This window comes from Paenibacillus sp. RC334 (genome assembly GCF_030034735.1).
GTDB lineage: Bacteria > Bacillota > Bacilli > Paenibacillales > Paenibacillaceae > Paenibacillus > Paenibacillus terrae_A.
Genome location: NZ_CP125370.1, coordinates 3218558 through 3244794, shown reverse-complemented (window position 1 = coordinate 3244794; position 26237 = coordinate 3218558). Strand labels below are relative to the sequence as shown.

The window sequence follows — 26237 nt, the reverse complement described above, 5'->3', positions numbered from 1 at the left end:
ATGAAGGCGGAGGAATACGTTCAGAAAGCTTATCAGTGTATTTTACAGAACGATTTTGAGCAGGCCGTGGAATGGTTTGAAAAAGCGATTTCCGCCCAGCCTGATCATGCGGAGCATTATTTCCGCTGTTCGGTCACCTACGCCCGCAGTGGGCGGATAGAGCAAGCGCTTGCTTATGCGGGCGATGCAGTTCGTCTGGCTCCGCAGCAGGATGAATATGTGTTGCATTTGCATACGCTGGAGGCCAGACAGCAGACGGAGAAAGCCAGAAAAATGCTGGATGTCGACAGAGCTACGCCACAGGTGCGCAGAGATGCAATCCTGCTGCTTGAACGGGCGATTGCCCTTGATCCGCTATGTGGTGACGCTTTTATGCTACTTGCATTGGTTTATGATGAAATGAACGAATATAAGCTGGCCGTGCAGGCTGCTCGTGAGGCGGCTGCGTTGTTTCCTCACAATGAACAGCTTGCCAATCTCATGAAGAAGTTATGCCAGCAAATGAATGAACAGATCTAGCATGAATTGATGCATAAGGAGTTGTAAAATGCCAGAGCAAATAAAAGTGGCTGTCGTTGGAGCAGCCGGTCGTATGGGCCGTGAGGTTATAAAATTGGTTCTCCAGGATGAAGAACTTCGGCTGGTAGCTGCAGTAAACAGAACGCATGCCGGCAGTGATGCCGGCCTTCTCGTCGGACTTCCGGAAGCGGGCGTCGCTATTATGGAGGATGTGGAGCAGGCTTTGCTGGATAGTCGTCCGGATGTCATGGTCGATTTTACAGGTCCTCGTTTTGCGTACGCACATACAGCGCTTGCCATCAAGCATGGCGTTCGTCCTGTTATCGGGACAACGGGATTTACACCGGAGCAAATTGATGAACTGGACAAGCAGTGTCGGGAACAGCAAATTGGCGGTCTGATTGCGCCTAACTTTTCAATAGGCGTTATTTTGATGATGCGGTTTGCGGCTCAAGCTGCTAAATACTTCCCTCATTTGGAGATTATCGAATATCACGGCGATCAGAAATTGGACGCGCCATCGGGAACGGCAATTAAGACCGCAGAACTGATCGCTGAGCAGCGGCAGGAGTTGCGTCAAGGGAGCCCGGAGGAGGAGGAAACACTCGAAGGATCACGCGGCGGCTACTACCAAGGGTTCCGTATCCACAGTGTCCGTCTTCCGGGTGTATTCGCACAACAGGAAGTTATTTTCGGAGGATTTGGACAATCCCTCAAAATTCGTCAGGACTCCTACGAACGGGCAGGCTACATGCCCGGAGTCAAGATCGGTATTCAAAAGGTAATGGAGCAACCTGGACTTGTATATGGATTTGAGCATTACATTGATTAAGAATAACGCGAATGAATGGACGAACGGTGATTACAGAATGAGGCAGGGGGAATTTCGAATGTTCAAGATTGCATTTATAGCGCATGACCGCAAAAAAGATGAAATGGTTAACTTTATAACCGCGTATGAGCATGTTTTTACAGGACATCAATTGTATTCAACAGGTACAACGGGTCTGCGCATTATGGAGCAAACGAAGCTTCAAATTCACCGTTACATGTCAGGACCGCTCGGAGGGGACCAGCAAATCGGGGCCATGGTCGCGCAAAATGATATGGATCTGATCATCTTCCTGCGTGATCCGCTAATGGCACAGCCGCATGAGCCGGATATTAGTGCACTGCTGCGTCTGTGTGACGTGCAGGGTATTCCTTTGGCGACCAATGTTGCGACTGCTGAAATATTGGTCAAGGCGCTGGATCGGGGCGATTTTGCTTGGCGTGAGCTGGTACATAAATATAAACCGGGCATTGATCAGCAGGATGATATAAAATGACACTGGACATATTGATTTTTGGAGCTCATGCTGATGATGCTGAAATTGGTATGGGAGGCACGATTGCCAAGCATACAGCCGCTGGTATAAGGGTGGGCGTATGTGATTTGACGCGTGCGGAAATGTCATCCAATGGCGATGTAGATACCCGCATGGCAGAAGCCGAGGAGGCTTCAAAAGTGCTGGGCCTTGCTGGGCGGACGAATCTGGGACTGCCTGATCGAGGTTTGTACGTGACACCTGAGAATGTAGCCGCAGTGACCGCGGAAATTCGGCGTCATGCGCCGAAAATCGTATTTGCTCCCTACTGGGAGGATCGACACCCGGATCATGTCATGTGCAGCAAGCTGGTAGAAGAAGCGGTGTTTAACGCCAAGTTACGTCGATTTAATCCGGAACAGCCTGCGGTACTGGTCGAGCAGTTATATTTTTATTTCATTAATGATATCGGCAGAACGGATCTGATTGTGGACATCACGGAGCATGTTGAAGCCAAGGAGCAGGCATTACTAAGCTATGCTTCCCAATTTCAGGCTGCAACGGGTAAAGACACGGTATCCACGCCATTAAACCAGGGGTATGTTGAGCGTGTAAAAGCCCGGGATTCGCTGTTGGGTCAGCGTAAGCTGATTTCGTATGCAGAGGGCTTTGCGTCCAAAACGCCTCATCTGGTTAAGCTATTCACATAAGGGATTATAAAAATCCAGACACATAAACAATAAATAGAATCCGTTCGTGTAGCGGTTATATATGCGCACTGATTGGTGTGGCACCAACATTGAAAAGTCATCACCGGTGGACGGAAGGAGGCAGCTTAACTTGAATGACAAATTGAAAATCGGAATTACCTGCTATCCGTCGTTGGGCGGTTCCGGCGTAGTGGCTACAGAGCTGGGCAAGCTGCTTGCCGAAAAAGGGCATGAGGTCCATTTTATTGCCAACAGTATTCCGTTTAGATTAGGCGGGGAATTCCAAAAAAATATTTTTTATCATGAGGTTGAGGTTAACGACTATTACGTATTCAGATATCCGCCTTATGATCTGTCGCTGGCGACCAAAATGGCTCAGGTCGCACAAATGAAAAATTTGGATGTACTTCATGTTCACTATGCCGTACCGCATGCGGTATGTGCTTATTTGGCCAAAGAAATGGTGGGCGACCATCTCAAAGTGGTAACCACGCTTCACGGCACGGACATTACGGTGTTGGCGCAGGATGAATCGTTGAAGGATCTAATCCGGCTAGCGATCAACAAAAGTGACGCGGTAACAGCGGTTTCGAAAGATTTGATTCGGGAGACGATAGATGCGCTGGAGATTACACGCCCTATTGATTTGACCTACAATTTTGTGGATAAACGAGTGTATTATCCGCGGGATGCAGCTGCGCTACGGAGAGATTTTGCCCAGCCTAATGAAAAGATTATGATGCACATTTCAAACTTCCGTCCGGTCAAAAGAGTGGGAGACGTGCTGGATATATTTGAAAGAGTGCAACGAAAAGTACCTGCAAAGCTGCTGCTGGTTGGGGAAGGACCCGACCTTCCAAAAATTCGCTGCAAAATCGAAAGCTTGGGCTTGCAGGATAAGGTTTTCTTTTTGGGCAAGCAGGATCAGATTGCTGAAGTGATTTCCATGGCGGATGTGCTGCTGCTTCCATCGGAAAAAGAAAGCTTTGGACTGGTTGCACTGGAAGCGATGGCTTGTGGAGTACCAACGATTGGTTCCGAGGCAGGAGGAGTGCCTGAGCTGGTTGTTCACGGAAGTACAGGTTATCTTGCTGAAATCGGCAATACCGAGAGGATGGCGGAATATGCGGTGCAGCTGTTATCGGACGAAGCGATGGCAGAGCGTTTTCGTGAAGCCTGTCTGGTGCGGGCTCGTACCGTATTCTGTGATACGCTGATTACCCGTCAATATGAAGAAATATATTTCCGTGTGTTGGGACGCGAGGTGCCGGATCTTAAACCGATCAGCGTTTAAGAAGGCGGACTTGCGTCCGTTTTTTTATGATAAGTCATTTGAAAACTTTATAAGCAAAGGGGGAAACCCTGTGAAAATAAACACTTGGCAATATGCTGACCCGGAAATGGCTATTCATGGAAAGGAAGTCATTCATACACTAACCACAGCTGGCTACGAGGCTTACTGGGTCGGCGGTTGTGTGCGGGATGAACTATTAGGACGCGCTATTCATGATATGGATATGACCACATCGGCTGAACCGGAACAGGTCATAGCACTGTTCCCCCATGTCATTCCGACTGGAATTCAGCATGGGACGGTTACGGTGATGCAGGGTGGGCATCCGTTCGAGGTGACCACTTTTCGAACAGAGAGCGGTTATACCGATCATCGCCGTCCGACAGAAGTCGCTTTCGTGAAGGATATCCGTGAAGATCTGATGCGGCGGGATTTCACGATGAACGCGATTGCAATGGATGAGCATGGGAAAAGGGTGGATCCGTTCGGAGGGGAAGCCGATTTACGCGCCGCTATTGTTCGTTGTGTGGGACGAGCCGAGGAACGTTTCGAAGAGGACGGACTGCGAATGCTGCGTTGCATTCGTTTTGCCTCCGTATTCCGGTTCCGTATAGCCTACAACACATGGAAAGGCATGATCCGTCGTAAAGAGGGACTTCGTTACATTGCGATGGAACGTGTGCGGGCTGAGCTGGAAAAGATGCTGGCAGGACCGGACCCGTTGCGTGGACTGGAAATGCTGGGTCGCAGCGGCTTGCTCGCTCGTACGAAGGTTCCCGTTCCCTGGGAACAATGTGAAGCACAGGCGCTCAGCGGGATGGTAGAACTGCCGGAAGAACTGCGATGGGGTTTGCTGCTGCTGTCTTGCAGACTTACCTCGGAGGCAACGGACGAGCTGCTAAGGGCATGGACTTTCTCCAACGCTGTACGTTTGCGGCTGGTACATCTGTTAGAATGGGAGCGTGAGCTAACGGACAGTGCTGTTGGGATAGCAGACAGTTCCACTTCAGTGGAAGGTGAAGGAATCAACGATGAAGCGCTACGCCGTAGTTGGATTCGACTGTTAATTAAGTGGGGACGGGATACCTCGTCAGACTGGCTTGAGCTTTACAAGACACTGCCTGCTTCGTTCCGCGAATTACCGCCACAGGCAGAAAAGCATGTAGCGAGAATGGCTGAACTGGCAGAAGCGTGGACGAAGCAAACCGCAGTCGTTCGTATCAAAGATTTAAATATTACAGGAAATGAACTGGTTCAGGCGATGAATCGACCGGGTGGTCCTTGGCTGGGTCAGACGATGGAACGAATTTTGCTGGCTACCGCCTGCGGAGATATTCCAAATGAAACAGAAGCTTTGCTTCAAGAAGCGAAACGGGTGATGAGTAGTGAATAATCATGAAAGACTGTTAGGCATACTGGAGGAAAATACATCAGATTATGTATCCGGGGAGGAAATCAGCCGCCGCCTCTCGGTGAGCCGTACAGCCGTATGGAAGCAGATCAACAAGCTGCGTGAGCTGGGCTACAACATTGAAGCTTCCTCGCGTAGGGGTTATCGGATTGTGTCCCGCCCTGATCGACTGGAAGTCTCTAAACTGGCATATATGCTAAATACCCAATCGTTCGGACAACGTATAGTTGTGCTGGACTCGACGGTCTCTACCCAGCAGGATGCGATGCGTCTGGCAGAAGAGGGTGCACAGCAGGGGACGGTAGTTCTGGCGGAGGAACAGACGGCGGGCCGGGGACGTTTGGGCCGAAAGTGGTTTTCACCTCGGGGCAAAGGCATCTGGATGAGCATTGTGTTGCGACCAAGCCAGCCCTTGGCCTTCACTCCACAGTTAACGCTGCTTACAGGCGTAGCGGTATGCAGAGCCATTCGTCGGTTGACGGGTGTGGAAGCTGGCATCAAGTGGCCGAATGATCTGCTTGTTCATGGTCGCAAAGTGTGCGGTATTCTGCTGGAATCTGCAACAGAGGATCAACGGGTCCGCTACTGTATTGCAGGTATCGGCATTGATGTTAATTTAAATACAGAGGATTACCCGGAAGAGCTGTCACGGTTGGGGACATCCCTGAAAATAGAGGCTGGTCGCGAAATCGATCGTACTGCATTGATTGCCGCCGTGCTGGAAGAGATGGAGCAGCTATGTGCGTTATATGCGGATCAGGGCTTTCAGCCTGTAGCTATGCTGTGGGAGGCGCTATCCGTGACGATGAATCGCTTCGTGCGGGCGCATACCGGACAAGGAAAAGCGGTGGAAGGTACAGTCGTCGGTTTGGACCCTTCGGGAGCGCTGGTGGTTGAAACGGAGCAAGGAGAGCGAATTCAGGTCGTTTCCGGTGATATACAATTGCAGGTGTAACCCTAGCTGTGAATAGCACCTGCAATTGTTCTTTATTTCTATCAGCATTTTGCATCATTCGATTCCCAACGCTCGAAAGTACAATAGATAGACGAACTAAACCGTTTTCGATCTATATATTGCTGATTTGAAATCGCTCTTGGGATTGTTGCAAAATGCTCCTATGCAAAACTTCACGTGAAAAAGCGGATGTTTTTTGTTATACTGTGCAGGAGGCGGCATCGGACGGTCCGAGCTGCACTCCGGGGCATGTGCTCCACCATTGCAAGCAAGTTAGACCATCATAACTTCATTTGAAGGTTACGTTGGATTCTGCTCTGAGCCGAACAGGACCGAGACAGAAGGGACGATCTCAAAATGAGTGTCTTTTTTGGCTGTTCGGACCTTTTGATGACGCAATTGTACAGGCGTTCATAAAAGGTTATTTTTTGTGCCAAAAAAAGATGGAAGGGAGCCATATACCATGGCAGGCAAGCAAGCACTGAATATTGTGAAAGTGAAAAAAATGAAGCAGGAGGGCATTCCGCTCAGTATGCTGACCGCCTATGATTATCCCTCGGCTAAAATAGCCGAAGAGGCGGGAATTGACATGATTCTCGTGGGCGACTCGCTGGGCAACGTCGTTCTCGGCTATGATTCGACCATTCCCGTAACACTGGATGACATCGTATATCATTCCCGAGCGGTAGCCAGAGGCGCGGAGCATACGTTTATCGTAGCGGATATGCCGTTTATGACATATCACAGCAGCGTATCGGAAAGCCTTCAGGGGATCCGCCGGCTGATGCAGGAAGGACACGCGCATGCTGTCAAATTGGAGGGCGGTGCAGAGATTGCCGACGTCGTAAAAGCGACTGTTCAGGCAGGCGTACCTGTACTTGGTCATATCGGTCTTACACCACAGTCGGTCAATCAGCTTGGCGGCTACCGCATTCAAGGCAAGGACGAAGCGGACGCACGGCGGCTGATGGCAGACGCCAAGGCGCTGGAGCAGGCGGGTGCCTTTGGCATCGTGCTGGAGCTGGTGACTGAGGAAGTGGCAGCGGCTATTTCCAAAGAACTGTCTATTCCGACCATCGGAATTGGTGCAGGACGCGGATGTGACGGTCAGGTGCTTGTTTATCACGATCTGATTCAATATGCTTCGCCTTATTACAACAAACGTTTTGTCAAAACCTATGCCGATGTCGGCGGCTTGATTCGTAGCAGCATTGAGCAGTATGTGAGCGATGTAAAGGGACGAGCCTTCCCGGCTAAAGAGCATGTGTTCAGCGCCGACGACAGCGTTGTAGAGGCTCTCTACGGACACAAGAAAGAGCAGGCAAAGGTGCAGGAACAAGAGGAACAGGCTAAGGAAAAGGTGGAATCTCGGTCATGATTATCGTAAGAGAAGTGGCTCAGCTTCGACAGGCAGTTGCTGAACGTCGGCAGCTTGGTGCAAACGGAGAAAAAGCGGAATACGGTTCTGCTACTACACAGCAACATAAAGTCGGCTTTGTGCCGACGATGGGGTATTTGCATGAAGGCCATGCGAGTCTAATGCACAAAGCGCGTGAAATGGCAGATACGGTGGTACTCAGCATTTTTGTAAACCCGATTCAATTCGGGCCTAATGAAGATCTCGACAGCTACCCCCGCGATGAAGAGCGTGATTTGGAGGTGGCGCGGCGTGAAGGTGTGGATATCGTATTTTTGCCAACTGTAGCAGAAATGTATCCGCAGCCAACCCGTACGAAAATTCGCGTATCCTCTTTAACGGATCGGTTATGTGGTGCTTCACGTCCAGGGCATTTTGACGGTGTGACCACCGTGGTTGCCAAGCTTTTTAATATGGTAGGTCCTGATCTGGCCTTCTTCGGCATGAAGGACGCGCAGCAGGTAGCGGTGCTCCAGCAGATGGTGACCGACCTCAATATGAATGTCACCATCGTTCCTTGCCCCATCGTCAGAGAGGCCGACGGTTTGGCCCTCAGCTCGCGTAATGTGTATTTGAGCGCGGAACAGCGGGAGCAGGCGTTGGTACTGTCACATTCACTGCGTAAGGTGCGTGAAGTGAGCGAAGATGTTGTGCAGAACACGTTTACGATCCTTCAGTTATACCAGATGGTGGAGTCCACCATTACTTCTTCACCTTTGGCAGACATTGACTACATTGAAATCTTAACCTTTCCCGGTCTGGATCCCCTTCCTCCCAAGCAGCGGCTAAGCGATGTTGAAGAAGACATCATTGTAGCGCTGGCTGTAAAGTTTGGGAAAACCCGACTGATTGATAATATGAGAATACAGAAGGCGGAGGTGCTTTCCCATGTTTAGAACGATGATGAAATCCAAAATTCACCGGGCGACGGTTACTGAAGCCAACCTTAACTATGTGGGTAGTATTACCATTGATGAGGATTTGATGGAGACCTCTGATCTGCTGGAGAATGAAAAGGTTCAAATTGTGAACAATAACAATGGAGCTCGACTGGAAACTTACGTTATTCCCGGACCGCGTGGTAGCGGCGTAATTTGTCTCAACGGCGCAGCAGCGCGTCTGGTGCAGCCTGGGGATACAGTCATTATTATTTCCTACGCTTCTATGTCGAATGAAGAGGCCAAAACATACAAACCGACCGTTGTATTCGTCGATGAACATAATAAACCGGCCCAAACGGCCAACAAGGAAGTACACGCCACGATCATGTAATGAATGGGAGTGCGGATGAAACCCGCCCTTTAAGCGAAAAATGTGAGTGTATTAATCCATCTTTCGTAAGGGCGGGATGCACATGTTCCAGCATGTATTCGCAGAAATGAACAGCATGTTAGATGATATCGTGAAGCATTACCCATCAGCCCAGGGCTCCCGCAGGCAGGAGTTGCTACAGCACTGGAGTTTGCTGCGGAGAATGAGTGACGGAATTATGGATGAATGGCTGGCCTTTGAGGAAAAAATGGTTCGACTGCGGACTGCTGGTTTTTCCGCTGAGTCCGGTATGTCTGACACGGAGCTATCTGAAAAGGAACTGCCTGAAAAGGAGTTGCCAGCCTTTAATCGGGGTCAAGGGTATTACCGACTGCTTATGTATCCTGAGGCCATCCGTCAGTTTGAACAGGTGCTACAGCATTTTCCAAACAGCTGGCAGAGCCGTATGTATATGGGGATGGCGTATTTTCAACTGGAGGATACAGCGGAGGCTGTGAGCCATTTTCAGAAGGTGCTGCACCTGACAGAGCAGACCGGGCTGAAAGCGGTCATCTATAATGCTTTGGGCTGTCTTATGGCGAAGCAGGCTGATGTAGAGGAGGCGCAAAAATGTTTTGCTCTCGCGCATCAGTTCGATCCTGCGTTACCCGAGCCGCTGCACAATATGGAAGCCTGTTTGTCCGGTGCCGAAATGCTTCGGTACGACAGCTCCATGATGACCTGGCTATAGTTGTCAGACACCGATCGAGACGAGGCATGCCCACCTTCCCAGGCGGTGTGTGCATCGTCTTTTTTGGCTGTCTTAATTTCCAAACAGGCGATCTTCTGCTATGCTGTTATACAGAGTTATTATTTTTGTATGTGTCAAAAGAAAGGATTAAGTTGAATGAAATTTGCGGTATTGGATTTTGAAACGACAGGCACCCAGTCCGCGGATGACATCATTCAAGTCGGACTTGCAATTATAGATCATGATAACAGCATTTCCCGTATTTACGGTTCTTATGTGAACCCTGGCAGATCCATTCCGCCTTTTATTACCGGGTTGACCGGGATTACAGACGATGACGTCAAGGATGCTCCTGCCCTCGAAGAGATGATGATGGAGCTAGTGCCTATGCTGGACGATGTCGTGCTGGTCGGTCATAATGTGGCGTTTGATTTTAATTTTTTGCAAAACGCTTTGGATCGGTGCGGGTACTTGCCGTTTACTGGCAGAATTTTGGATACGATGGATTTTCTGAAAATCATGTTTCCATCGCTATCTTCCTATCAGCTGGGTTTTGTTTCTTCTGAGTTCGGGCTGGCGCATGACCGACCTCATCAGGCAGACAGCGACGCGTTGGCTACGGCTGAGGTGTTTTTAAAATGTCTGGATGAGCTTCACGCGCTGCCTTTGATTACGATACAGCGGCTCAGCGATTTGTTCGCGGAGGAAGACAGTGACCTCGGATGGTTTTTGGACGGGGTGCGTGAAGACAAAGAGCATGATCCTATTCAGGATTTGGAGGGTCATCAGTTTTTTTCGTCAGCTTGCGCTGAAGGTAGAGGATTGGACGGAGCTAAATGCCCCTCGCAGAGAGGACGACCCCAATCCGCTGGCAGGCGTTTCCTTTGAGGAATACATGGATGATGTGCGAGACAATTTACGTTCATCCTTGAGCCAATATGAGGAACGCGAAGCGCAGACGCAAATGATTGAGGGTGTCAATCAGGCGCTGAGTGAGGACAAGCACCTGTTGATCGAGGCGGGTACGGGGACAGGCAAGTCCCTCGGTTATTTGCTCCCTTCGCTATATCACAGTGTGAAAAATGGACAGCGAGTCATGGTTAGTACGCATACGATCAACCTACAGGAGCAATTACGCGAGCGTGATATTCCGATGCTGACCAAGGTGATCCCGTTCCCGTTCCGGGCTGCCATTTTTAAGGGCCGGGGACATTATTTGTGTCTGCGTAAGTTTGAACATAAAATAAACAGAAGAGACTTCGCAACGCCGAAGGAAGATTTAATTACAGCGGCCCAGATGATCGTCTGGCTGACATTGACGGAAACCGGTGATGATGAAGAACTGAATCTGAGCAATCGTGGCGGAGATTTTTGGGAAACGGTGGCCAGTGATTCGGAGTCCTGTCTTGGGCGTTCTTGTCCATGGTTCCGCAAATGCTTTTATCATCGTGCGCGCCACGAGGCGGGAATAGCCGATGTGGTCATTACGAATCATTCGAAGCTGTTCACGGACGTAAAAGCGAGTCATCAGCTGTTGCCGAGCTATGAGCATCTGGTGATTGATGAAGCGCATCATCTGGAGGAAGTCGCTGGTAAGCACCTGGGAATGCATATGAAATATTTCACACTCGTGCATACGCTGACCCGGTTGTTCAAGGACAGCAAGAACGGACAATTGCCTTCGCTGCGTCAGCAGTTGGCAAAGTCGGGGCATGAGAAATCGACGGATTGGGCTTCTACCATCGACCAGATATATCCACTCGTGCTGGAGGTCAAGGAGACTTGGGATCTGCTGAGCGACAAGCTGTTTGGTATGCTGCCGGAGCGAAGTGATGCGACACCGGGCGAAACAGGGCAGTTTTCTTCCCGTCTCAAGCCGTCGGCCAAGCCTGCCAAGTGGGATCAGGCTGCTGCGCTGGAAAATCAGGTTTATGTAACGTTGAGCGAAATTTTGCGCAAGGGCGACAAGCTGATGCTCGACGTGAAAGAAGAACATGACGATTATGCGGCTGACAGCCTCATTACAGATATTACGGGGCTGCTTAAGGATTTGGCAGGCATTAGGGAAAGCTTGCGCTTTTTCATGCGGATGGATGATGAGACGACCGTATATTGGCTCGAAGCGAGCGGGCAATTCCGCAGCAAGTCGCTACAATTTTATGCGGTGCCCGTCGATGTGAGCCGCCAGCTGAAAGAAATGTTTTTTGACAAAAAAAGGAGCATTATTCTGACGTCTGCTACCTTGTCGGTGGATAAGTCGTTTCAGTACATGACCGATCAGCTCGGCTTGCAGGAGGCCGCAGATCAAGGGCGGCTGATGACTACGCAGCTCCCTTCACCCTTTAACTACAGGGATCAGGTGTTGCTAGTCATTCCAAGGGATTTTCCGAGCGTGAAGGGCAGTGTAGGAGATGAGCATTTTGTAGATATGCTCGTCAGCTCGCTAGGTTCGACTGCCCAAGCGACGCGGGGGAGAATGCTCGTTCTCTTTACCTCCTATCGCATGCTCCGGCAGGTGTATGAGCCGCTTAAGGAGGCGTTAGCATCCAGCGACATCACCGTGCTGGGGCAGGGCGTGGACAGTGGGAGCCGCAGCAAGCTGACCCGACGTTTTCAGGAAGCCAAAGCTTCTGTGTTGCTGGGAACCAGCAGCTTTTGGGAAGGCGTCGATATTCCGGGCAAGGCGCTGACGTGTCTGGCTATCGTCCGCTTGCCGTTCCAACCGCCCAATCACCCGCTGCTGGAGGCTAAAAGTGAGCTGCTCCAGCAGCAGAAGAAAAATCCTTTTATGAAGCTGTCTGTTCCACAGGCTGTCATTCGCTTCAAACAGGGATTTGGACGTCTAGTACGTACCGCGAGCGACCACGGGGTTGTTATCGTTTACGATACGCGTGTGATTGAATCCTATTACGGGAAGCACTTTTTGTACTCGTTACCGGGACCAAAAATGGAGCATATGCCGACGGAGCAAATGGTGCCCCGTATCGCCGAGTGGCTCCAATCCGCCCCGGAGACAGAGGCATAACGGACGGACATCTTAACATGTCCGTTACAATTAGGGGGAGCATGTATGAAATCAGATAAAATTTCAGAGGCTGTCGTACGGAGGTTACCCGTATATTTACGTTATCTGAATGCACTGCACAAACGGGAGGTGGCTACGGTCTCTTCCCAGGAGTTAGGACAAAGACTGGATTTGAATCCGGCTCAAATTCGTAAGGATCTCGCGTATTTTGGAGATTTTGGCCGTAAGGGTATCGGCTATGATGTTACTTATCTTATCGAGAAAATACGCCATATCCTGAAAATCGACCAGCAAATTAACGTGGTATTGGTCGGAGCAGGTAATCTGGGGCAAGCCCTTTCGAATTATAATGCTTATTTAAAAGACAATATGAAAATTGTAGCAGTATTTGATGCTGTGCCAGATAAGGTCGGAACCAGGATCAATACGCTGGTCGTACAGCCAATGGATGAACTGGAAGCGACCGTGAAGGAACAAAACATTCGGATCGGGATTATTACCGTACCGGATTTTGAAGCGCAGAACGTGGCTGACAGGCTCATAAATAGCGGGATTGGAGCGATTTTGAACTTTGCGCCGACCACTCTCAAGGCACCAGCAAATATTCGAATACATGCCACAGATTTTACAACAGATTTGTTAAGCCTCGCTTATTATTTGGAAGACGGAAAGGAAGATATGCAACATGACGGTGAATAAATGGATGATTAAAAACGGCTCTTTTGCCGTGAACAGATCGGAAGCGGGGGTAATCCACGGCTATATGATCGTGGAGGACAGCCGCATTGCCTATATTGGCGAGACTTTGCCAGCGGGTGAGGAAGAGACGGAAGCGATTGATGGTAACGGGCTGCTGTTTTTACCTGGCCTGATTAATACACATGGTCATGCGGCGATGTCCCTGCTGCGCGGGTATGGGGACGATCTGGCTCTTCAAGTATGGCTTCAGGAAAAAATGTGGCCGATGGAAGCCAAGTTTACGTCTACGGATGTGTACTGGGGTACGTCCTTGTCCGTGCTGGAAATGCTGAAAGGCGGTACAACCACCTTTTTGGACATGTATGATCATATGGACGAGGTGGCTCGTGTAGCTGAAGAGTCCGGCATCCGTGCCAGTCTGATGCGTGGAGCGATTGGATTATGTTCGGAGGAAGAGCAGCGGATCAAGCTGGCTGAGGCTGTGAATTTTGCGCGTAATTGGCATGGAAAAGCAGACGGTCGCATTACGACTATGATGTCTCCACATGCGCCGTATACGTGTCCGCCTGCGTTTATCGAAAAATTCGTGCAGGCTGCGCATGATCTGGACTTACCGTTGCATACGCATATGTCCGAAACCATTGCCGAAGTAGAGCAAAACGTACGCGACTACGGCTTGCGCCCGGTTGCGCATTTGGATAAGCTCGGCTTTTTCTCCCGTCCATCGCTTGTTGCCCATGCTGTTCATTTGAATGACGAAGAAATAGCTTTGCTGGCTGAACGTGGTGTAGCGGTTTCGCATAATCCGGGTAGCAACTTGAAGCTGGCGAGCGGTGTGGCAAGAGTGCCTGATCTGCTCCGTGCAGGCGTTACCGTCTCTCTCGGAACAGACGGTCCCGCCAGTAACAATAACCTGGATATGTTTGAGGAAATGCGTCTGGCTGCACTCATTCACAAGGGAGTATCTGGGGGACCCAACCGCAGTTCCTGCGGGTGAGGCGTTGCGTCTGGCAACGGAGTACGGAGCGAAGTCGATTGGCTTGAATGAGGTAGGGGCGCTGGCAGCAGGCAACAAGGCTGACTTTATCGCGCTCGATCTCAATCAGGCTCATTTCTTGCCGCATACGGATCTCATTTCTCATGCCGTATACTCTGCAAGCGCCAAAGACGTGGCCCATGTATGGGTTGACGGTCGTCAGGTTGTGAAAAACGGTGAGTGCCTGACTATGGATGAGGAACGTATCAAGCATGAGGCACAAGCCGCCTTTGAAGGGCTGCTGTCGCGCTAATTCAGGTGTCACATCCCCTTAGAGAGGAAGCACAGGTTTGAAAAATAAGAAAAAATGGATAGTGGTCGCCATTCTGGCCGTCATACTGGTCCTGGTCAGCATTTTCTGGTATTATTCCTATGTTACTCAAGATCAGGTGACTGAGAGAAATGCCGCTATCGTAAAGGCCAAGCAATCGGGTGGTCTGGTTACCACGACTCAGACGTGGAAGTCGGTGTGGGATCAGGTATACTGGGTGGTACAAGGGAAAAATGCTCAGAATGAAAATATTATGGTGTGGGTCCCTTTTCAAAAGGTGGAGGGTCAACCTAATGTGCCTGTGGCAGATAATAGTGGTGTTCATACCGAGCTACTTAAAAACGGAGTCGACGAGCAAAAAATGACAGCCATGATCCAGCAGCAGCTTCCGGGTATAGATATTGTAAGGCTTGAGCCGAGTGTGTTTAACGGTCAATATGTGTGGCAGTTGTTTTACGATGACGGCAGTCATCATTACTATACCTTTTATCGCTTCTCGGATGGGGGATCGATGGGGGTAAAGTATACTTTGCCTAATAATTGAGCTGGGTGAAGAGTGGCTGATGGTGGTGTGAGAGCGCTGCGTGGTCCATTTGAGCTTACGATCGCTGTTGCCGACGGATTTTTTTTCGATTAGATTCTTATGGGGAAAATCCGTCGGCAAGCATATGCTTCCGAACCGAGCTTTCTTTCAGAAAGCTTTCAGGCGAACGCTTCGCTTCTTCAGATTCAAATGGCCCACTCCGCTGGCTGATCGCGATGGAGTTACTCCAAACACCACTCTTTCTATGGGAGTTGGGGGGTAGGGGGCACGGACGCCGCTGCGCTTGTCTCCGTTTTGGGTTTTACACCAAACTAATTCTGTACGAACTGGAAAATCGTTTTTACTAAAAAAGATATGTGAAATTAGAAGACATTGTCTTATAAAAGAATGTGTAGTTTTGAATCATTGAAGACTAAAAAGACGTAAAGCGATATTTCTCGCATTTGCGTCTTTTAGTTTTTTTGTTTGGGTAAGTGTTTATTATAGTATCACTTGAATTTCCCTTAAACAGGTTAAACATGAAGTCTATTACATATATCATAATATTTTTTTCCTTAAAATGGTTTAATTATAGGTGCAGACTAACGTAACCCATAATTTTGTGGCTATGTTATCATGACTACTTATACAAAAAGGAGATTCATGAACATGGGTAAAGTGAATGGGAAAGTTGCATTAGTAACGGGTGGAGGTCAAGGGATTGGACGGGCTATTGCTTTACGCCTCAGTCAAGATGGCTTCGCAGTGGCAATCGTGGATTTGAATGAAGAAACGGCCCAAAGTGTTGCTGGTGAGATTACAAAGGCAGGAGGGCGCTCGCTTGCGCTTAAAGTCGATGTTTCCAACCGGGATCAGGTTTTTGCGGCTGTAAAGGAAGCATCTGAAAAACTCGGTGGCTTTGATGTCATTGTAAATAACGCGGGGATTGCTCCCGCCAAGCTATTGGAGGATGTCACGCTGGCTGATTTTGACAAGCTGTTCCACATCAATGTGACCAGTGTATTATGGGGCATTCAGGCAGCAGCCGCCAAGTTCAAGGAACTGGGTCATGGTGGTAAAATCATCAATGCCTCTTCTCAGGCAGGCCATGTCGGTAATGCCAACCTGGGTATTTACTCCGCCACCAAATTTGCAGTTCGTGCCCTAACACAAACCGCCGCTCAGGAATATGCCCAATACGGTATTACAGCTAACGCCTACTGCCCCGGCATTGTACAAACGCCAATGTGGAGTGGCATTGATAAAGAAATTACGGCATCCAAAGGTGAAGCTACTGGCGATGCGACCAAGGAATTCGGCAGTAAAATTGCCCTGGGCCGTCTTTCTACACCGGAAGACGTATCTGCCTTCGTATCCTTCCTGGCAGGCCCTGATTCCGATTACATGACAGGACAATCCCCACTGATCGACGGTGGCATGATGTTCCTTTAAAAGATTTAAAGGTTGTATTATGACGCAATTATGAATCCTTTTTAGATATAGTGTAAGGTTGCAATATGAGAGCTAAAATGCTGTATGAGAATCTTTTCTTACACATAAAAAGAAGTAGACATCACAACAAAAAAAGACGTAAATACGATAAAATTCGTATTTACGTCTTTTTAACTCACTCCGCGAAGCTTGGCTGAAAGCCAGCAAAGCATCTTTATCTACCCAACTTCTCTCCTAAGGCAAATTCATCTTTATGGCTGTGCAGTAGCGGAGTGGAGGATTTGAATCTGGAGAAGCGATAGCGTTCGCCTTTGCCGCCGGATTTTCCCCATAAAAATCTAATCGAAAAAAATCCGGCGGCAACAGCGATCGTAAGATCAAATCCTCCACATAGCGCCTCCCCTCCCCACCACCATAACCAATGATTTTGCCTTATCGCAACTCCCCCACACATTGCCTTCGATATTAGATATACGTTATGATATACTATAATTTATAAGTGATAGACAAAAATGATAGAAAAAGACCTGCTGATCACTGTAGATCATGCAGTCTGGTTTATGTGTTGACATTCGTCCCGTTTCTTCTGTGTTTTACATTTTGAGAGGAGGATGTTATTTGAAATTACGTGCAGTTCCTATCGTTGTTGCGGCGGTTCTGGCAGCATCGCTGTTGTTTGGAGGATGGTTTATTTACCGTCAGTTTACAATGCAGAGTCCTCTGGAAAAACTGGTTTCCCAATATCCCGGCGTCACAAGCGCTCAAATAGATATTAAACCGGATCAGGTTGTTTTGAATCTGGATCTCAAACCGCAGGCAGATGTCGCCGGATTGGTCAATGTAGTTAAGCAAAAAGGACAGTCCATCATTGGCAGCCGTACAGTTAAGCTGGAAATTGCGGATCATTCCAATCCAGCGTTGAACCAGTGGTGGTCTGAGGCCATGTTTCCGGTAGCGGAAGCGATGGAAAATAAAAAATACACCCAAATTTCATCTACCGTCGAGCAGATGAAAAAGAAAAAAACCGGTATCGAGGCCGATACCGATATGGATTCAAACAACGTCTATATCCGACTCAGCGAAGGCAAAGCGACCAAGTTTATCGTTTTGCCACGTCAATCTCAGCAAATGGGGGTATGGCCTAATGCCTAGATGGATCAAGGAAGCACTAATCGGCATTGTGCCGGTGACCATTATATTTCTCATTTTTATCGGGGTGAATATTATCCCTTTTCTTATCGCAGGTTTGATGCTCAGCGGCTTGTTAATGCTCATGCATGCACGTGGAGGTTTGGCTGTAGGGGCCGGGCAAGAACGTAAACGTAAAAAGAATGGCCCGGACAAGCTGACTTTTGAGGAAATCGGCGGGCAAGAAAGCGCCAAGCAGGAGCTGCGTGAAGCGCTGGATTTTTTGAATCGGCATGATGAAATTTCCAAGTTTGGCATTCGTCCATTAAAAGGTGTTTTGCTTACAGGCCCTCCGGGAACCGGGAAAACACTGATGGCGAAGGCAGCTGCGCACTATACCAATTCTATATTTGTTGCCGCTTCAGGCAGTGAGTTTGTTGAAATGTACGTAGGTGTTGGTGCAGGCCGTGTCCGCGAGCTGTTTCGGGAGGCCCGCACTCGTGCAGCCAAGGAAAAGAAGGAAAATGCTATTATTTTTATTGACGAGATCGACGTGATTGGCGGCAAGCGTGAGGGTGGACAGCAACGTGAATATGACCAAACCTTGAATCAGTTGCTGACTGAAATGGATGGCATCTATTCAGCAGATACTCCGCGCATTTTGATCATTGCGGCTACAAACCGTAAAGAAATGCTGGACAGCGCCTTAACGCGTCCGGGGCGTTTTGACCGTCATATTCAAGTGGACTTGCCTGATAAGAAGGGCCGTCTTCATATTCTTAAAATCCATGCCAAAAACAAACCGATTCAGGAAGAGGCGAATCTGGACAAAATTGCTGAGGAATCCTACGGGTTTTCCGGTGCACAGCTGGAAAGTGTCATGAACGAAGCGGCAATCTATGCGATGAGACAGGAACAGGAAACGATTGCGCAAAAGCATCTGTCGATGGCGATTGACAAGGTGATGATGGGTGAGAAAACGGATCGTGAATCAACGTTGGAAGAGAAAAAACGTGTAGCGATTCATGAACTGGGACATGCTATTATGGCTGAAATCGTTCGTCCGGGCAGTGTCAGCCAGGTAGCGCTCAGCCCGCGTGGGAAAGCGCTCGGCTATGTGCGGCACAATCCACAGCAAGAGCATTATTTGTATACTAAGCAGTTCCTGGAGGAGCAGATCATGATCTCGCTCGCAGGAGCTACGGCGGAAGAAATGTACTATGGCGGTCGCAGTACAGGCTCTAGCAACGATTTTGAGCAGGCGCTGAACATTGTTCATACGATGATGACTTCCGGTTTGACTTCACTTGGCATTATTAACATGGAAATGGTAACGAAAGAAGAGCTCATGCGCGAAAATGGTGAGATTATGGACGACCTTCATAACCGTACTTTGGAGCTGCTCGAAAAGCATCGTCCAGTGTTCGACAACTCTCTTGACATCCTTATGAAGGAAGAAACCCTGTCCGGGGATCAATTTAGATGTCAATTTAGTGAAAATGCTCTATTACCAGCATAATTTTTTATGCTGGTTATTTTTTTTACTTTTAGTCCGTGCTAAGATATTATTAGCTATTGGGACATAAACATGTATTTTTCGACAAAGAAGGATACAATATAAGAGAGTGACCAGGAAAGGGTGGAGTAAAGAACCATGCAATTTAAAAAAATCGGCGTCATCGGCGGCGGCACCATGGGACAGGGTATCTCTGAAATGCTCGCGTCCAAAGGAATTGATGTGCTGTTGGTAGAGCAGACACCAGAGAAACTAGACTACGCCTACAATATGATTGAAACGAGTCTGGACAAGCAACTGGAAAAATGGGCAATCACACAAGCGGAGAAAAAATTGATTTTATCCCGCATCCAGAAAGTTTCTCATTTGGCTGAGCTTGGAAGCTGTGACATGGTCATTGAAACCATTACAGAAAATCTGGACGAGAAGAAAGCTGTTTTCCAAGAACTGGACTATGTGTGTCCAAACAACATTATTCTTGCAAGTAATACATCCACGCTGAGCCTGACCGAGCTTGCCAGCTCGACCAAGTATCCTGAGCGTGTTATTGGTATGCACTTTATCTATCCAGTATCCCGCATTGATCTTGTGGAAATTATTCGTGGCTTGAAAACTTCGGACGATACGTTTGAAAACACAAAAATGTTTGTTGAAGAAGTAGTGGAGAAAAAAGGGGTTATGATTTATGAATCCCCGGGCTTTGTAACAAGCCGTATCATTTGCCTGCTGATTAATGAAGCAGCTCACGTTCTTCAAGAGGGCGTAGCTTCCGCTGAAGATATCGACGATGCTATGCGAATCGGCTACAGCTTCCAAAGCGGTCCTTTGGAAATGGCTGACCGCTTTGGTCTGGATTCCGTTTTGGCTGCTCTGGAGCGCATGTTCCGTGAATTCGGTGAATTGAAATATCGTCCGTCCATCGTCCTGAAGAAAATGGTGCGTGCAGGTAATCTGGGCGTGAAATCAGGAGAAGGCTTCTTTAAGTACGACAAGGATGGTGACCGGGTATGAAAATTCTCGTAATTAATGCAGGGAGTTCTTCCCTGAAATACCAGCTGTATGATATGTCGGACGAGTCCGTTCTGGCAAAAGGATTGGTCGAGCGCATCGGTATGGATTCATCCATCCTGACGCATAAGCCAACCAACAAAGAAGAATACACTGAGGTTAGCGAAATTCTGGAGCATACTACAGCGATCCGTAAAGTGCTGAATGCACTCACAGATGCGGAACATGGTGTAATCTCCAGCACTAGCGAAATTGAGGCTGTGGGACACCGCGTTGTTCATGGAGGCGAAATCTTCAAGCAGTCAGCGGTTGTAACGCCTGAAGCGAAGAGTGAAATCCGCCGCTTGTTCGACCTTGCGCCATTGCATAACCCGGCTTCCATGATGGGTATTAAAGCGGCTGAATTGAATATGCCGGATGTACCGCAGGTTGTTGTATTTGATACCTCATTCCATCAAACGATGCCTGAAAAAGCTTATATGTACGCCATTCCAAGAGTGTTGTACAATAAGTACAAGGTCCGTCGCTACGGCGCACACGGTACTTCCCATGATTATGTAAGCAAGGAAGCCGCCAAATTCGTCGGTCGTCCTTTGGAAGAGTTGAAAATCATCACTTGTCATATCGGTAACGGCGGTAGTGTAACAGCGGTTCAAGGCGGTTTGTCCGTAGATACTTCCATGGGTATGACTCCACTGGAAGGACTTATGATGGGGACACGTAGTGGTGATTTGGACCCGGCAATCGTGCCTTATGTGATGAACAAGCAAGAATTGACCGTCAATGAAGTCAACTCCATGCTGAACAAGCACAGTGGACTTTTGGCTATCTCCGGTATCAGCAGTGATATGCGTGAAATCACGGAAGGTATGGAAAAAGGCGAAGCTAATTCTACATTGGCATTTGAAATGTATGAATACCGTCTGCGCAAATACATTGGTTCGTATGCCGCGGCAATGAATGGGGTAGACGTGATCGTATTCACGGCAGGTGTAGGCGAAAACTCCGTCGTTCTGCGTAAGAGAGTGTTGGAGCAACTGACATTCCTCGGTATCGAGCTGGATGAATCGTTGAACGCTATTCGTTCTGGCGAGCCTCGCCGGATTACAACAGCAAATTCGAAGGTTGATGTATTGATCGTTCCGACGAACGAAGAGCTGGTTATTGCCCGCGACACGTACCGTCTGGTTCAGTAGTTCGACCCGAAGTTTAAACTTTATGCATACGGGCTATCACTTAAATAGGTTCCGTATGTACCAAACAGCGAGAGCAAACAGCCTGACCCAGGGGGAAGGGCTGTTTGATTTTCGGTTAAGAGGAGAGAGACGGTCATGACGAATAAAAGTACGATTGCCCTAGTGGGCCGCCATGTAGGGGAAACGGTTACAATCGGCGCTTGGGTAAATAACAAACGATCTAGTGGTAAAATCCAGTTCCTGCAACTGCGCGATGGTACCGGATATATTCAAGGGGTTATCGTGAAAAGCGAGGTGTCCGAGGACATTTGGAATGATGCCAAATCCTTGACACAAGAAAGCTCTTTGTATGTTACCGGAGTTGTGCGCGAAGAACCGCGTAGCCAATCCGGCTTTGAATTAACGGTAACGGGCATTGAAATCATTCATTTGACAGAAAACTACCCGATCACGCCAAAAGAACACGGTGTAGATTTCCTGATGGATCACCGTCACCTGTGGTTGCGTTCCGCCAAGCAACGCGCGGTTCTGATCGTACGGGCGGAAATTATCCGTGCGGTACAGGAATTTTTTAACGGCAATGGCTTTACAAAGGTGGACCCGCCAATTTTGACTCCTTCTTCCGCAGAAGGCACAACAGAGCTGTTCCATATCAAATATTTTGACGAGGATGCTTATCTGACACAAAGCGGACAGTTGTATATGGAAGCGGCAGCCATGGCGCTTGGCAAGGTATACTCGTTTGGTCCAACCTTCCGTGCGGAAAAGTCTAAAACACGTCGTCACCTGATTGAGTTCTGGATGATCGAGCCGGAGATGGTTTTTGTAGATCATGAGGAATCTTTGCGCGTACAGGAGCAGTTTGTGAGTCATATCGTACAATCAGTGCTGAAAAATTGTGCAAAAGAGCTTGAAACGATCGGACGCGATGTTTCGAAGCTGGAGCCAATTCAGGGAGAATTCCCGCGCATTACGTATGATGAGGCGATTGCTTTCCTTCAAGGAGAAGGATTCGATATCCCTTGGGGCGAGGACTTTGGCGCTCCGCATGAAACGGCTATTGCTGAGAGATACAACAAGCCAGTGTTCATTACACATTGGCCGACTCACATTAAGGCATTTTATATGAAGCCTGATCCAACTCGTCCGGAGGTTGTCCTGTGCGCTGATATGATCGCTCCAGAAGGCTACGGCGAAATTATCGGGGGTTCCCAACGGATTGATGATCCGGCCTTGATGGAAGAACGTTTTAACGAGCATAACCTGGCGCGTGAAGCTTACCAATGGTACATGGATCTGCGCACCTACGGCACCGTTCCGCATTCCGGCTTTGGACTGGGACTGGAGCGTACGGTAGCATGGATTTGTGGACTAGATCATGTGCGTGAAACGATTCCGTTCCCACGTATGCTGTATCGTTTGTATCCGTAACCGATGACCGGATCATTCGACAAGACATCAGCGGCAGAGTGGGCGGAGGGAGTAGCCTTTGCTATGGAAGCCGGAATGGTCCAGATTCCCTACTCCCTGCTCAAGCATTACCGGACGCTTCGGCTGACAGATGGCGAAATGCTTCTGCTTATGCAGTTGCTTGCTTTTAAACAAGCCGAACGTAATGAATTTCCAACCTGGGGAGCAATTGCAGGCCCGTATCGGATGTACAGCGAACGAAATCGGGCTCTATTTCAGCAAGCTGATGAAGGAGGGTTTTCTGCGGATTGATACTGTGGAAGACCGCAACTCGTCCGTGCAATTTGAACGCTACAATCTAACGGGGCTGTACCGTAAGCTGGCGGAATGTATGATACCCGAGCGCACGGAGCAAAGCGATGATGATGATATTTTGTTTGCTGGAAAACCGGATGTGCTGAATGGGATATCAGAGTCTCCGCCTTTGGAGGAACGGAATTTGTTTACGATTTTCGAGAAGGAATTCGGCCGACCGTTGTCACCGATGGAATACGAGACGATCACCAGTTGGGTGGATCAGGATCGGTATCTTGAGGAGCTGATTTTGCTGGCCTTGAAGGAAGCGGTGTTTGCAGGGAAGGTGCATTTCCGGTATATTGACCGCATTTTGCTGGAATGGAGCCGAAACCGTGTCCGTAATGCACAGGATGCAAAGGAATACGCTCAGCGTTTCCGTGGGAGCGGACGCAGCTAAAGCGATAGACTGAGGTTTTCAGGCAGCAGCAAGGCTTACATTAAATGCTTGCTTAAAGTGACTAAAAAGTTAAATGAATACAAGTAAAATATTTGAGCAAACAGCAGCTTAGCGATAGAGGACACGCTACTCCGTGAGGAGGGTGTGTCCTTTTTTAAATATTTTTTTTCGAAATATGCAGGGGGAGTAAATTCTCCGGCGTCTATAGTATTGGGAAGGGGGAGAGCGTCATTGATATAGAGAGAATCATTGAACGAATACGGTCTGGTGACCGGCAGGCGTTCCGTGAGATGGTAGAGCTGTATAGCAAGCATGTGTATCATGTGGCCTATTCGGTGCTGCATGATAGCAAAGAAGCGGAAGATGCCGCGCAGGAAGCGTTCGTTCAGGTGTATAAGTCTCTCCCCCAGTACCGGAACGAAGGTTTTAAAACGTGGCTGACCCGAATTGCGCTCCACAAAGCGCTGGATATCAAGCGCAAACAGGACAGGCGGCCCGCAGAGCTGATAGATGTGGCAGAAACCCTCGTTCAACTCCCTTCCCGGGATGAGGATGTGCTGGTCCGTCTGATCCGCGAGGAACGAAATGTGGAACTATCGCAAAAAATCGCCCAGCTGCCCCAGCAGCATCGGGATATTATCCAAGACTATTATATGCAGGGCAAAACCTACGATCAAATTGCAGAAGAGACGCAAGTAGCCTTAAAAACAGTAGAGTCCAGACTCTACCGGGCACGGCAGTGGATTCGAAATCACTGGAAGGAGGAGGAATGGCAATGACTGACCAACATGATAAACTGTGGACTAAAGGGCAGATGAATGACTGGCACGCTTATATTACAGGAACTTGCACGACAGAGGAATCTGAACGGCTGGAAAAGCTTCTGCTGGAAGATGAGCAGGCGCTGGCCTTATATCTTGTTGCAATGGAGCAGCTGGAGTCGACATTGGAAGATTGTTTTGCCTGGTTGGATACGGAACGCTTCACAGATCAGGTAATGGCTGCTCTTCCCGATAAGGAAGCAGAAGCAAGTCAAGCTACCCTCAATAAACGCCGCTGGTTTGAAAAACCTGTGTTTCACTATGTAATTGCAGCAAGCTTGACGCTAATTCTGCTGTCCAGTGGTGCTTTTGACAAAATGATGCCGCAAACCGGTGGTAAGCCCGTTCCTCCGAAAGAACGCGTCTCTTACAGTGAAGAGGTCATGCGGGCTACGACAAGCTGGCTGGACAAATTAAAGCCCTAAAATAAATTAAAGTGACAGATAAAAAGGTTTAATTCAAACCTTCAGATGAGGATTTAATCAAAATCCCAAGATTAGAGAGGAAGTGTATCGGTGCCTTATACGGAACGAAGCAAGCTTCTGGCATTTCTGTTGAACATCATTCCCGGTGTGGGACACTATTACTGGACCAGAAAAGCCAATGCGTTTGTATACACCATTTTGTTTTTCGGATGTCTGGCGGGAGGAATATTTTTTTCGGTGGTTTCAAGCGACGAAATGCCTTTATTGGGCCAGTATGTTTGTTGCCGCTCTTTTTTGGGGGGCTCAGTATGCTGCATATCATTATTAGCTTGTTGCGTTATGATCCTCGTGCAGTCGCTGCTCCATATCCCCCTCATGCAGGCCCCAATCCATATGGCTTTTACTCTCAAAGTAGGCCTTATGGAGATGCAGGTTTAACGGGAGAGGTACCGGAGGGTGCAAAAGACGCAGATACGGATGCACCGAGAGCAGAGATGGGTTATGGTGCAGGCTATAACTATTATGAACAAGGACACTACGGTGTGGCAGGATCGCCTGCTTTTCAAAAAGGATCGGACAATGAACGTTTTTTCACCATATTGCTGTCGTTCATCCCAGGGTTGGGACACCTTCATTTGGGGCTGATGCAGCGTGGTTTGTCTTTCCTGATGTCCTTCTTTGGCTTTGGAGCGATTCTCGTTTTTATTTCAAGCATTACAAACGAATCCGGATTTTTGGCGTTTGCGGGCGTGCTGCCGATCATATGGCTGTATTGTATGTTTGATGCGGTGCAGCATGTACATCGTAAACAAGCGGGAGAAATTCTTCAGGATCGGACTTTATTTGAAGAACTGGAGCATGGAAGAGTCGAGGGGCGGCGTAGCAAAATGCTGGCTACCATTCTATCGGTATTTCCCGGGGCGGGACATATGTATATCGGTCTGCAAAAACGGGGTCTTCAGCTCATGCTTCTGTTCTTAGGCGGCATTTACATGCTGGATGTACTGTATTTGTCCCTCTTTTTGTTCCTGATCCCGGTGGTCTGGTTTTACAGCTTTTTTGATGCATTGCAGCAAGTAAGCCGTTATGGACGGGAACCGTTGATTGACAAGCCTGTGATCGGTATGTTTGCACAATATGACCGCTGGGTAGGTTTGGGGTTGCTATTGCTGGGTGCCTATTACATCTTGATCAACGTACTTGTTCCTACTCTGGATCGTCTGTTTCCGAACGGAGAGATTTATAATTTGGTTGACATGTATCTACGGACGATTATCGTATCCTTATTGTTGATTGGCGGTGGTATTTGGATGATGATCGGTAATTCCAAATCTAAACGGGTAAAGGAGAAACAATAG

The 26237-nt window shown here is 48.6% G+C and carries 21 protein-coding genes and 4 pseudogenes; all 25 read left to right on the top strand.

What is annotated here, in order from left to right:
• The 25 genes and pseudogenes from QMK20_RS14790 to QMK20_RS14670 all read left to right on the top strand — a co-directional run bounded on the left by QMK20_RS14790 (window position 1) and on the right by QMK20_RS14670 (window position 26237).
• Window positions 1-519: a tetratricopeptide repeat protein gene (locus tag QMK20_RS14790; protein ID WP_283652226.1), complete on the top strand. Its 519-nt coding sequence runs from the start codon at window positions 1-3 to the stop codon at window positions 517-519.
• Window positions 520-547: 28 nt separating this feature from the next.
• Window positions 548-1351 carry a 4-hydroxy-tetrahydrodipicolinate reductase gene (dapB, locus tag QMK20_RS14785; RefSeq protein WP_283652225.1) on the top strand — a complete coding sequence of 268 codons (804 nt, stop codon included), beginning with the start codon at window positions 548-550 and terminating at the stop codon, window positions 1349-1351.
• 58 nt (window positions 1352-1409) lie between these two features.
• Window positions 1410-1847 (top strand): methylglyoxal synthase, encoded by a 438-nt coding sequence (gene mgsA / locus QMK20_RS14780; protein WP_137063440.1) that lies wholly within the window; start codon window positions 1410-1412, stop codon window positions 1845-1847.
• Window positions 1844-2536 (top strand): bacillithiol biosynthesis deacetylase BshB1, encoded by a 693-nt coding sequence (bshB1, locus tag QMK20_RS14775; RefSeq protein WP_283652224.1) that lies wholly within the window; start codon window positions 1844-1846, stop codon window positions 2534-2536. The genes mgsA and bshB1 overlap by 4 nt, the downstream gene beginning before the upstream one ends.
• A 130-nt stretch (window positions 2537-2666) precedes the next feature.
• Window positions 2667-3830, top strand: a complete 1164-nt coding sequence (bshA, locus tag QMK20_RS14770) for an N-acetyl-alpha-D-glucosaminyl L-malate synthase BshA (RefSeq protein WP_283652223.1) — start codon at window positions 2667-2669, stop codon at window positions 3828-3830.
• A gap of 70 nt (window positions 3831-3900) precedes the next feature.
• Window positions 3901-5223 carry a CCA tRNA nucleotidyltransferase gene (locus QMK20_RS14765; protein WP_283652222.1) on the top strand — a complete coding sequence of 441 codons (1323 nt, stop codon included), beginning with the start codon at window positions 3901-3903 and terminating at the stop codon, window positions 5221-5223.
• Window positions 5216-6196: a biotin--[acetyl-CoA-carboxylase] ligase gene (locus tag QMK20_RS14760; RefSeq protein WP_283652221.1), complete on the top strand. Its 981-nt coding sequence runs from the start codon at window positions 5216-5218 to the stop codon at window positions 6194-6196. Before QMK20_RS14765 ends, QMK20_RS14760 begins: the two co-directional genes overlap by 8 nt.
• 463 nt (window positions 6197-6659) lie before the next feature.
• On the top strand, window positions 6660-7574 hold the full coding sequence (panB, locus tag QMK20_RS14755) for a 3-methyl-2-oxobutanoate hydroxymethyltransferase (RefSeq protein ID WP_283652220.1): 915 nt from the start codon (window positions 6660-6662) through the stop codon (window positions 7572-7574).
• Complete coding sequence (gene panC, locus QMK20_RS14750; RefSeq protein WP_283652219.1) at window positions 7571-8509, top strand: pantoate--beta-alanine ligase; 939 nt, start codon at window positions 7571-7573, stop codon at window positions 8507-8509. The genes panB and panC overlap by 4 nt, the downstream gene beginning before the upstream one ends.
• Complete coding sequence (gene panD, locus QMK20_RS14745) at window positions 8502-8885, top strand: aspartate 1-decarboxylase (RefSeq protein WP_007430795.1); 384 nt, start codon at window positions 8502-8504, stop codon at window positions 8883-8885. The genes panC and panD overlap by 8 nt, the downstream gene beginning before the upstream one ends.
• Window positions 8886-8967: 82 nt before the next feature.
• Window positions 8968-9615 carry a tetratricopeptide repeat protein gene (locus tag QMK20_RS14740; protein WP_283652218.1) on the top strand — a complete coding sequence of 216 codons (648 nt, stop codon included), beginning with the start codon at window positions 8968-8970 and terminating at the stop codon, window positions 9613-9615.
• A 156-nt stretch (window positions 9616-9771) separates the two neighbouring features.
• Window positions 9772-12640: pseudogene (gene dinG, locus QMK20_RS14735) on the top strand (ATP-dependent DNA helicase DinG).
• Window positions 12641-12685: 45 nt separating this feature from the next.
• Window positions 12686-13339: a redox-sensing transcriptional repressor Rex gene (locus tag QMK20_RS14730; protein WP_283652217.1), complete on the top strand. Its 654-nt coding sequence runs from the start codon at window positions 12686-12688 to the stop codon at window positions 13337-13339.
• Window positions 13326-14628 (top strand): annotated as a pseudogene (locus QMK20_RS14725) (amidohydrolase). Before QMK20_RS14730 ends, QMK20_RS14725 begins: the two are co-directional and overlap by 14 nt.
• A 37-nt stretch (window positions 14629-14665) precedes the next feature.
• A complete protein-coding gene (locus QMK20_RS14720; protein WP_283652216.1) occupies window positions 14666-15190 on the top strand; it encodes a cell wall elongation regulator TseB-like domain-containing protein in 525 nt (174 codons plus the stop codon).
• 648 nt (window positions 15191-15838) lie between these two features.
• On the top strand, window positions 15839-16621 hold the full coding sequence (locus QMK20_RS14715) for a (S)-acetoin forming diacetyl reductase (RefSeq protein WP_283652215.1): 783 nt from the start codon (window positions 15839-15841) through the stop codon (window positions 16619-16621).
• Between the two features lie 618 nt (window positions 16622-17239).
• Complete coding sequence (locus QMK20_RS14710; RefSeq protein ID WP_044648438.1) at window positions 17240-17773, top strand: hypothetical protein; 534 nt, start codon at window positions 17240-17242, stop codon at window positions 17771-17773.
• Window positions 17766-19268, top strand: coding sequence for an AAA family ATPase (locus QMK20_RS14705; protein WP_283652214.1), 1503 nt, complete (start codon window positions 17766-17768; stop codon window positions 19266-19268). The genes QMK20_RS14710 and QMK20_RS14705 overlap by 8 nt, the downstream gene beginning before the upstream one ends.
• Before the next feature lie 135 nt (window positions 19269-19403).
• The gene (locus tag QMK20_RS14700; RefSeq protein ID WP_044648436.1) at window positions 19404-20276 is read left to right on the top strand and encodes a 3-hydroxyacyl-CoA dehydrogenase family protein; all 873 of its coding nucleotides are present in this window, start codon (window positions 19404-19406) and stop codon (window positions 20274-20276) included.
• Complete coding sequence (locus tag QMK20_RS14695; RefSeq protein ID WP_044648435.1) at window positions 20273-21469, top strand: acetate/propionate family kinase; 1197 nt, start codon at window positions 20273-20275, stop codon at window positions 21467-21469. Before QMK20_RS14700 ends, QMK20_RS14695 begins: the two co-directional genes overlap by 4 nt.
• A gap of 135 nt (window positions 21470-21604) precedes the next feature.
• The gene (gene asnS / locus QMK20_RS14690; protein ID WP_283652213.1) at window positions 21605-22900 is read left to right on the top strand and encodes an asparagine--tRNA ligase; all 1296 of its coding nucleotides are present in this window, start codon (window positions 21605-21607) and stop codon (window positions 22898-22900) included.
• A 3-nt stretch (window positions 22901-22903) separates the two neighbouring features.
• Window positions 22904-23633: pseudogene (locus QMK20_RS14685) on the top strand (DnaD domain protein).
• Between the two features lie 290 nt (window positions 23634-23923).
• Window positions 23924-24412 carry an RNA polymerase sigma factor gene (locus QMK20_RS14680; RefSeq protein ID WP_283652212.1) on the top strand — a complete coding sequence of 163 codons (489 nt, stop codon included), beginning with the start codon at window positions 23924-23926 and terminating at the stop codon, window positions 24410-24412.
• Entirely contained in the window at window positions 24409-24879 is a 471-nt protein-coding gene (locus QMK20_RS14675) for a hypothetical protein (RefSeq protein WP_283652211.1), read from the top strand. The genes QMK20_RS14680 and QMK20_RS14675 overlap by 4 nt, the downstream gene beginning before the upstream one ends.
• 90 nt (window positions 24880-24969) lie before the next feature.
• Window positions 24970-26237: pseudogene (locus QMK20_RS14670) on the top strand (multi-tm2 domain protein).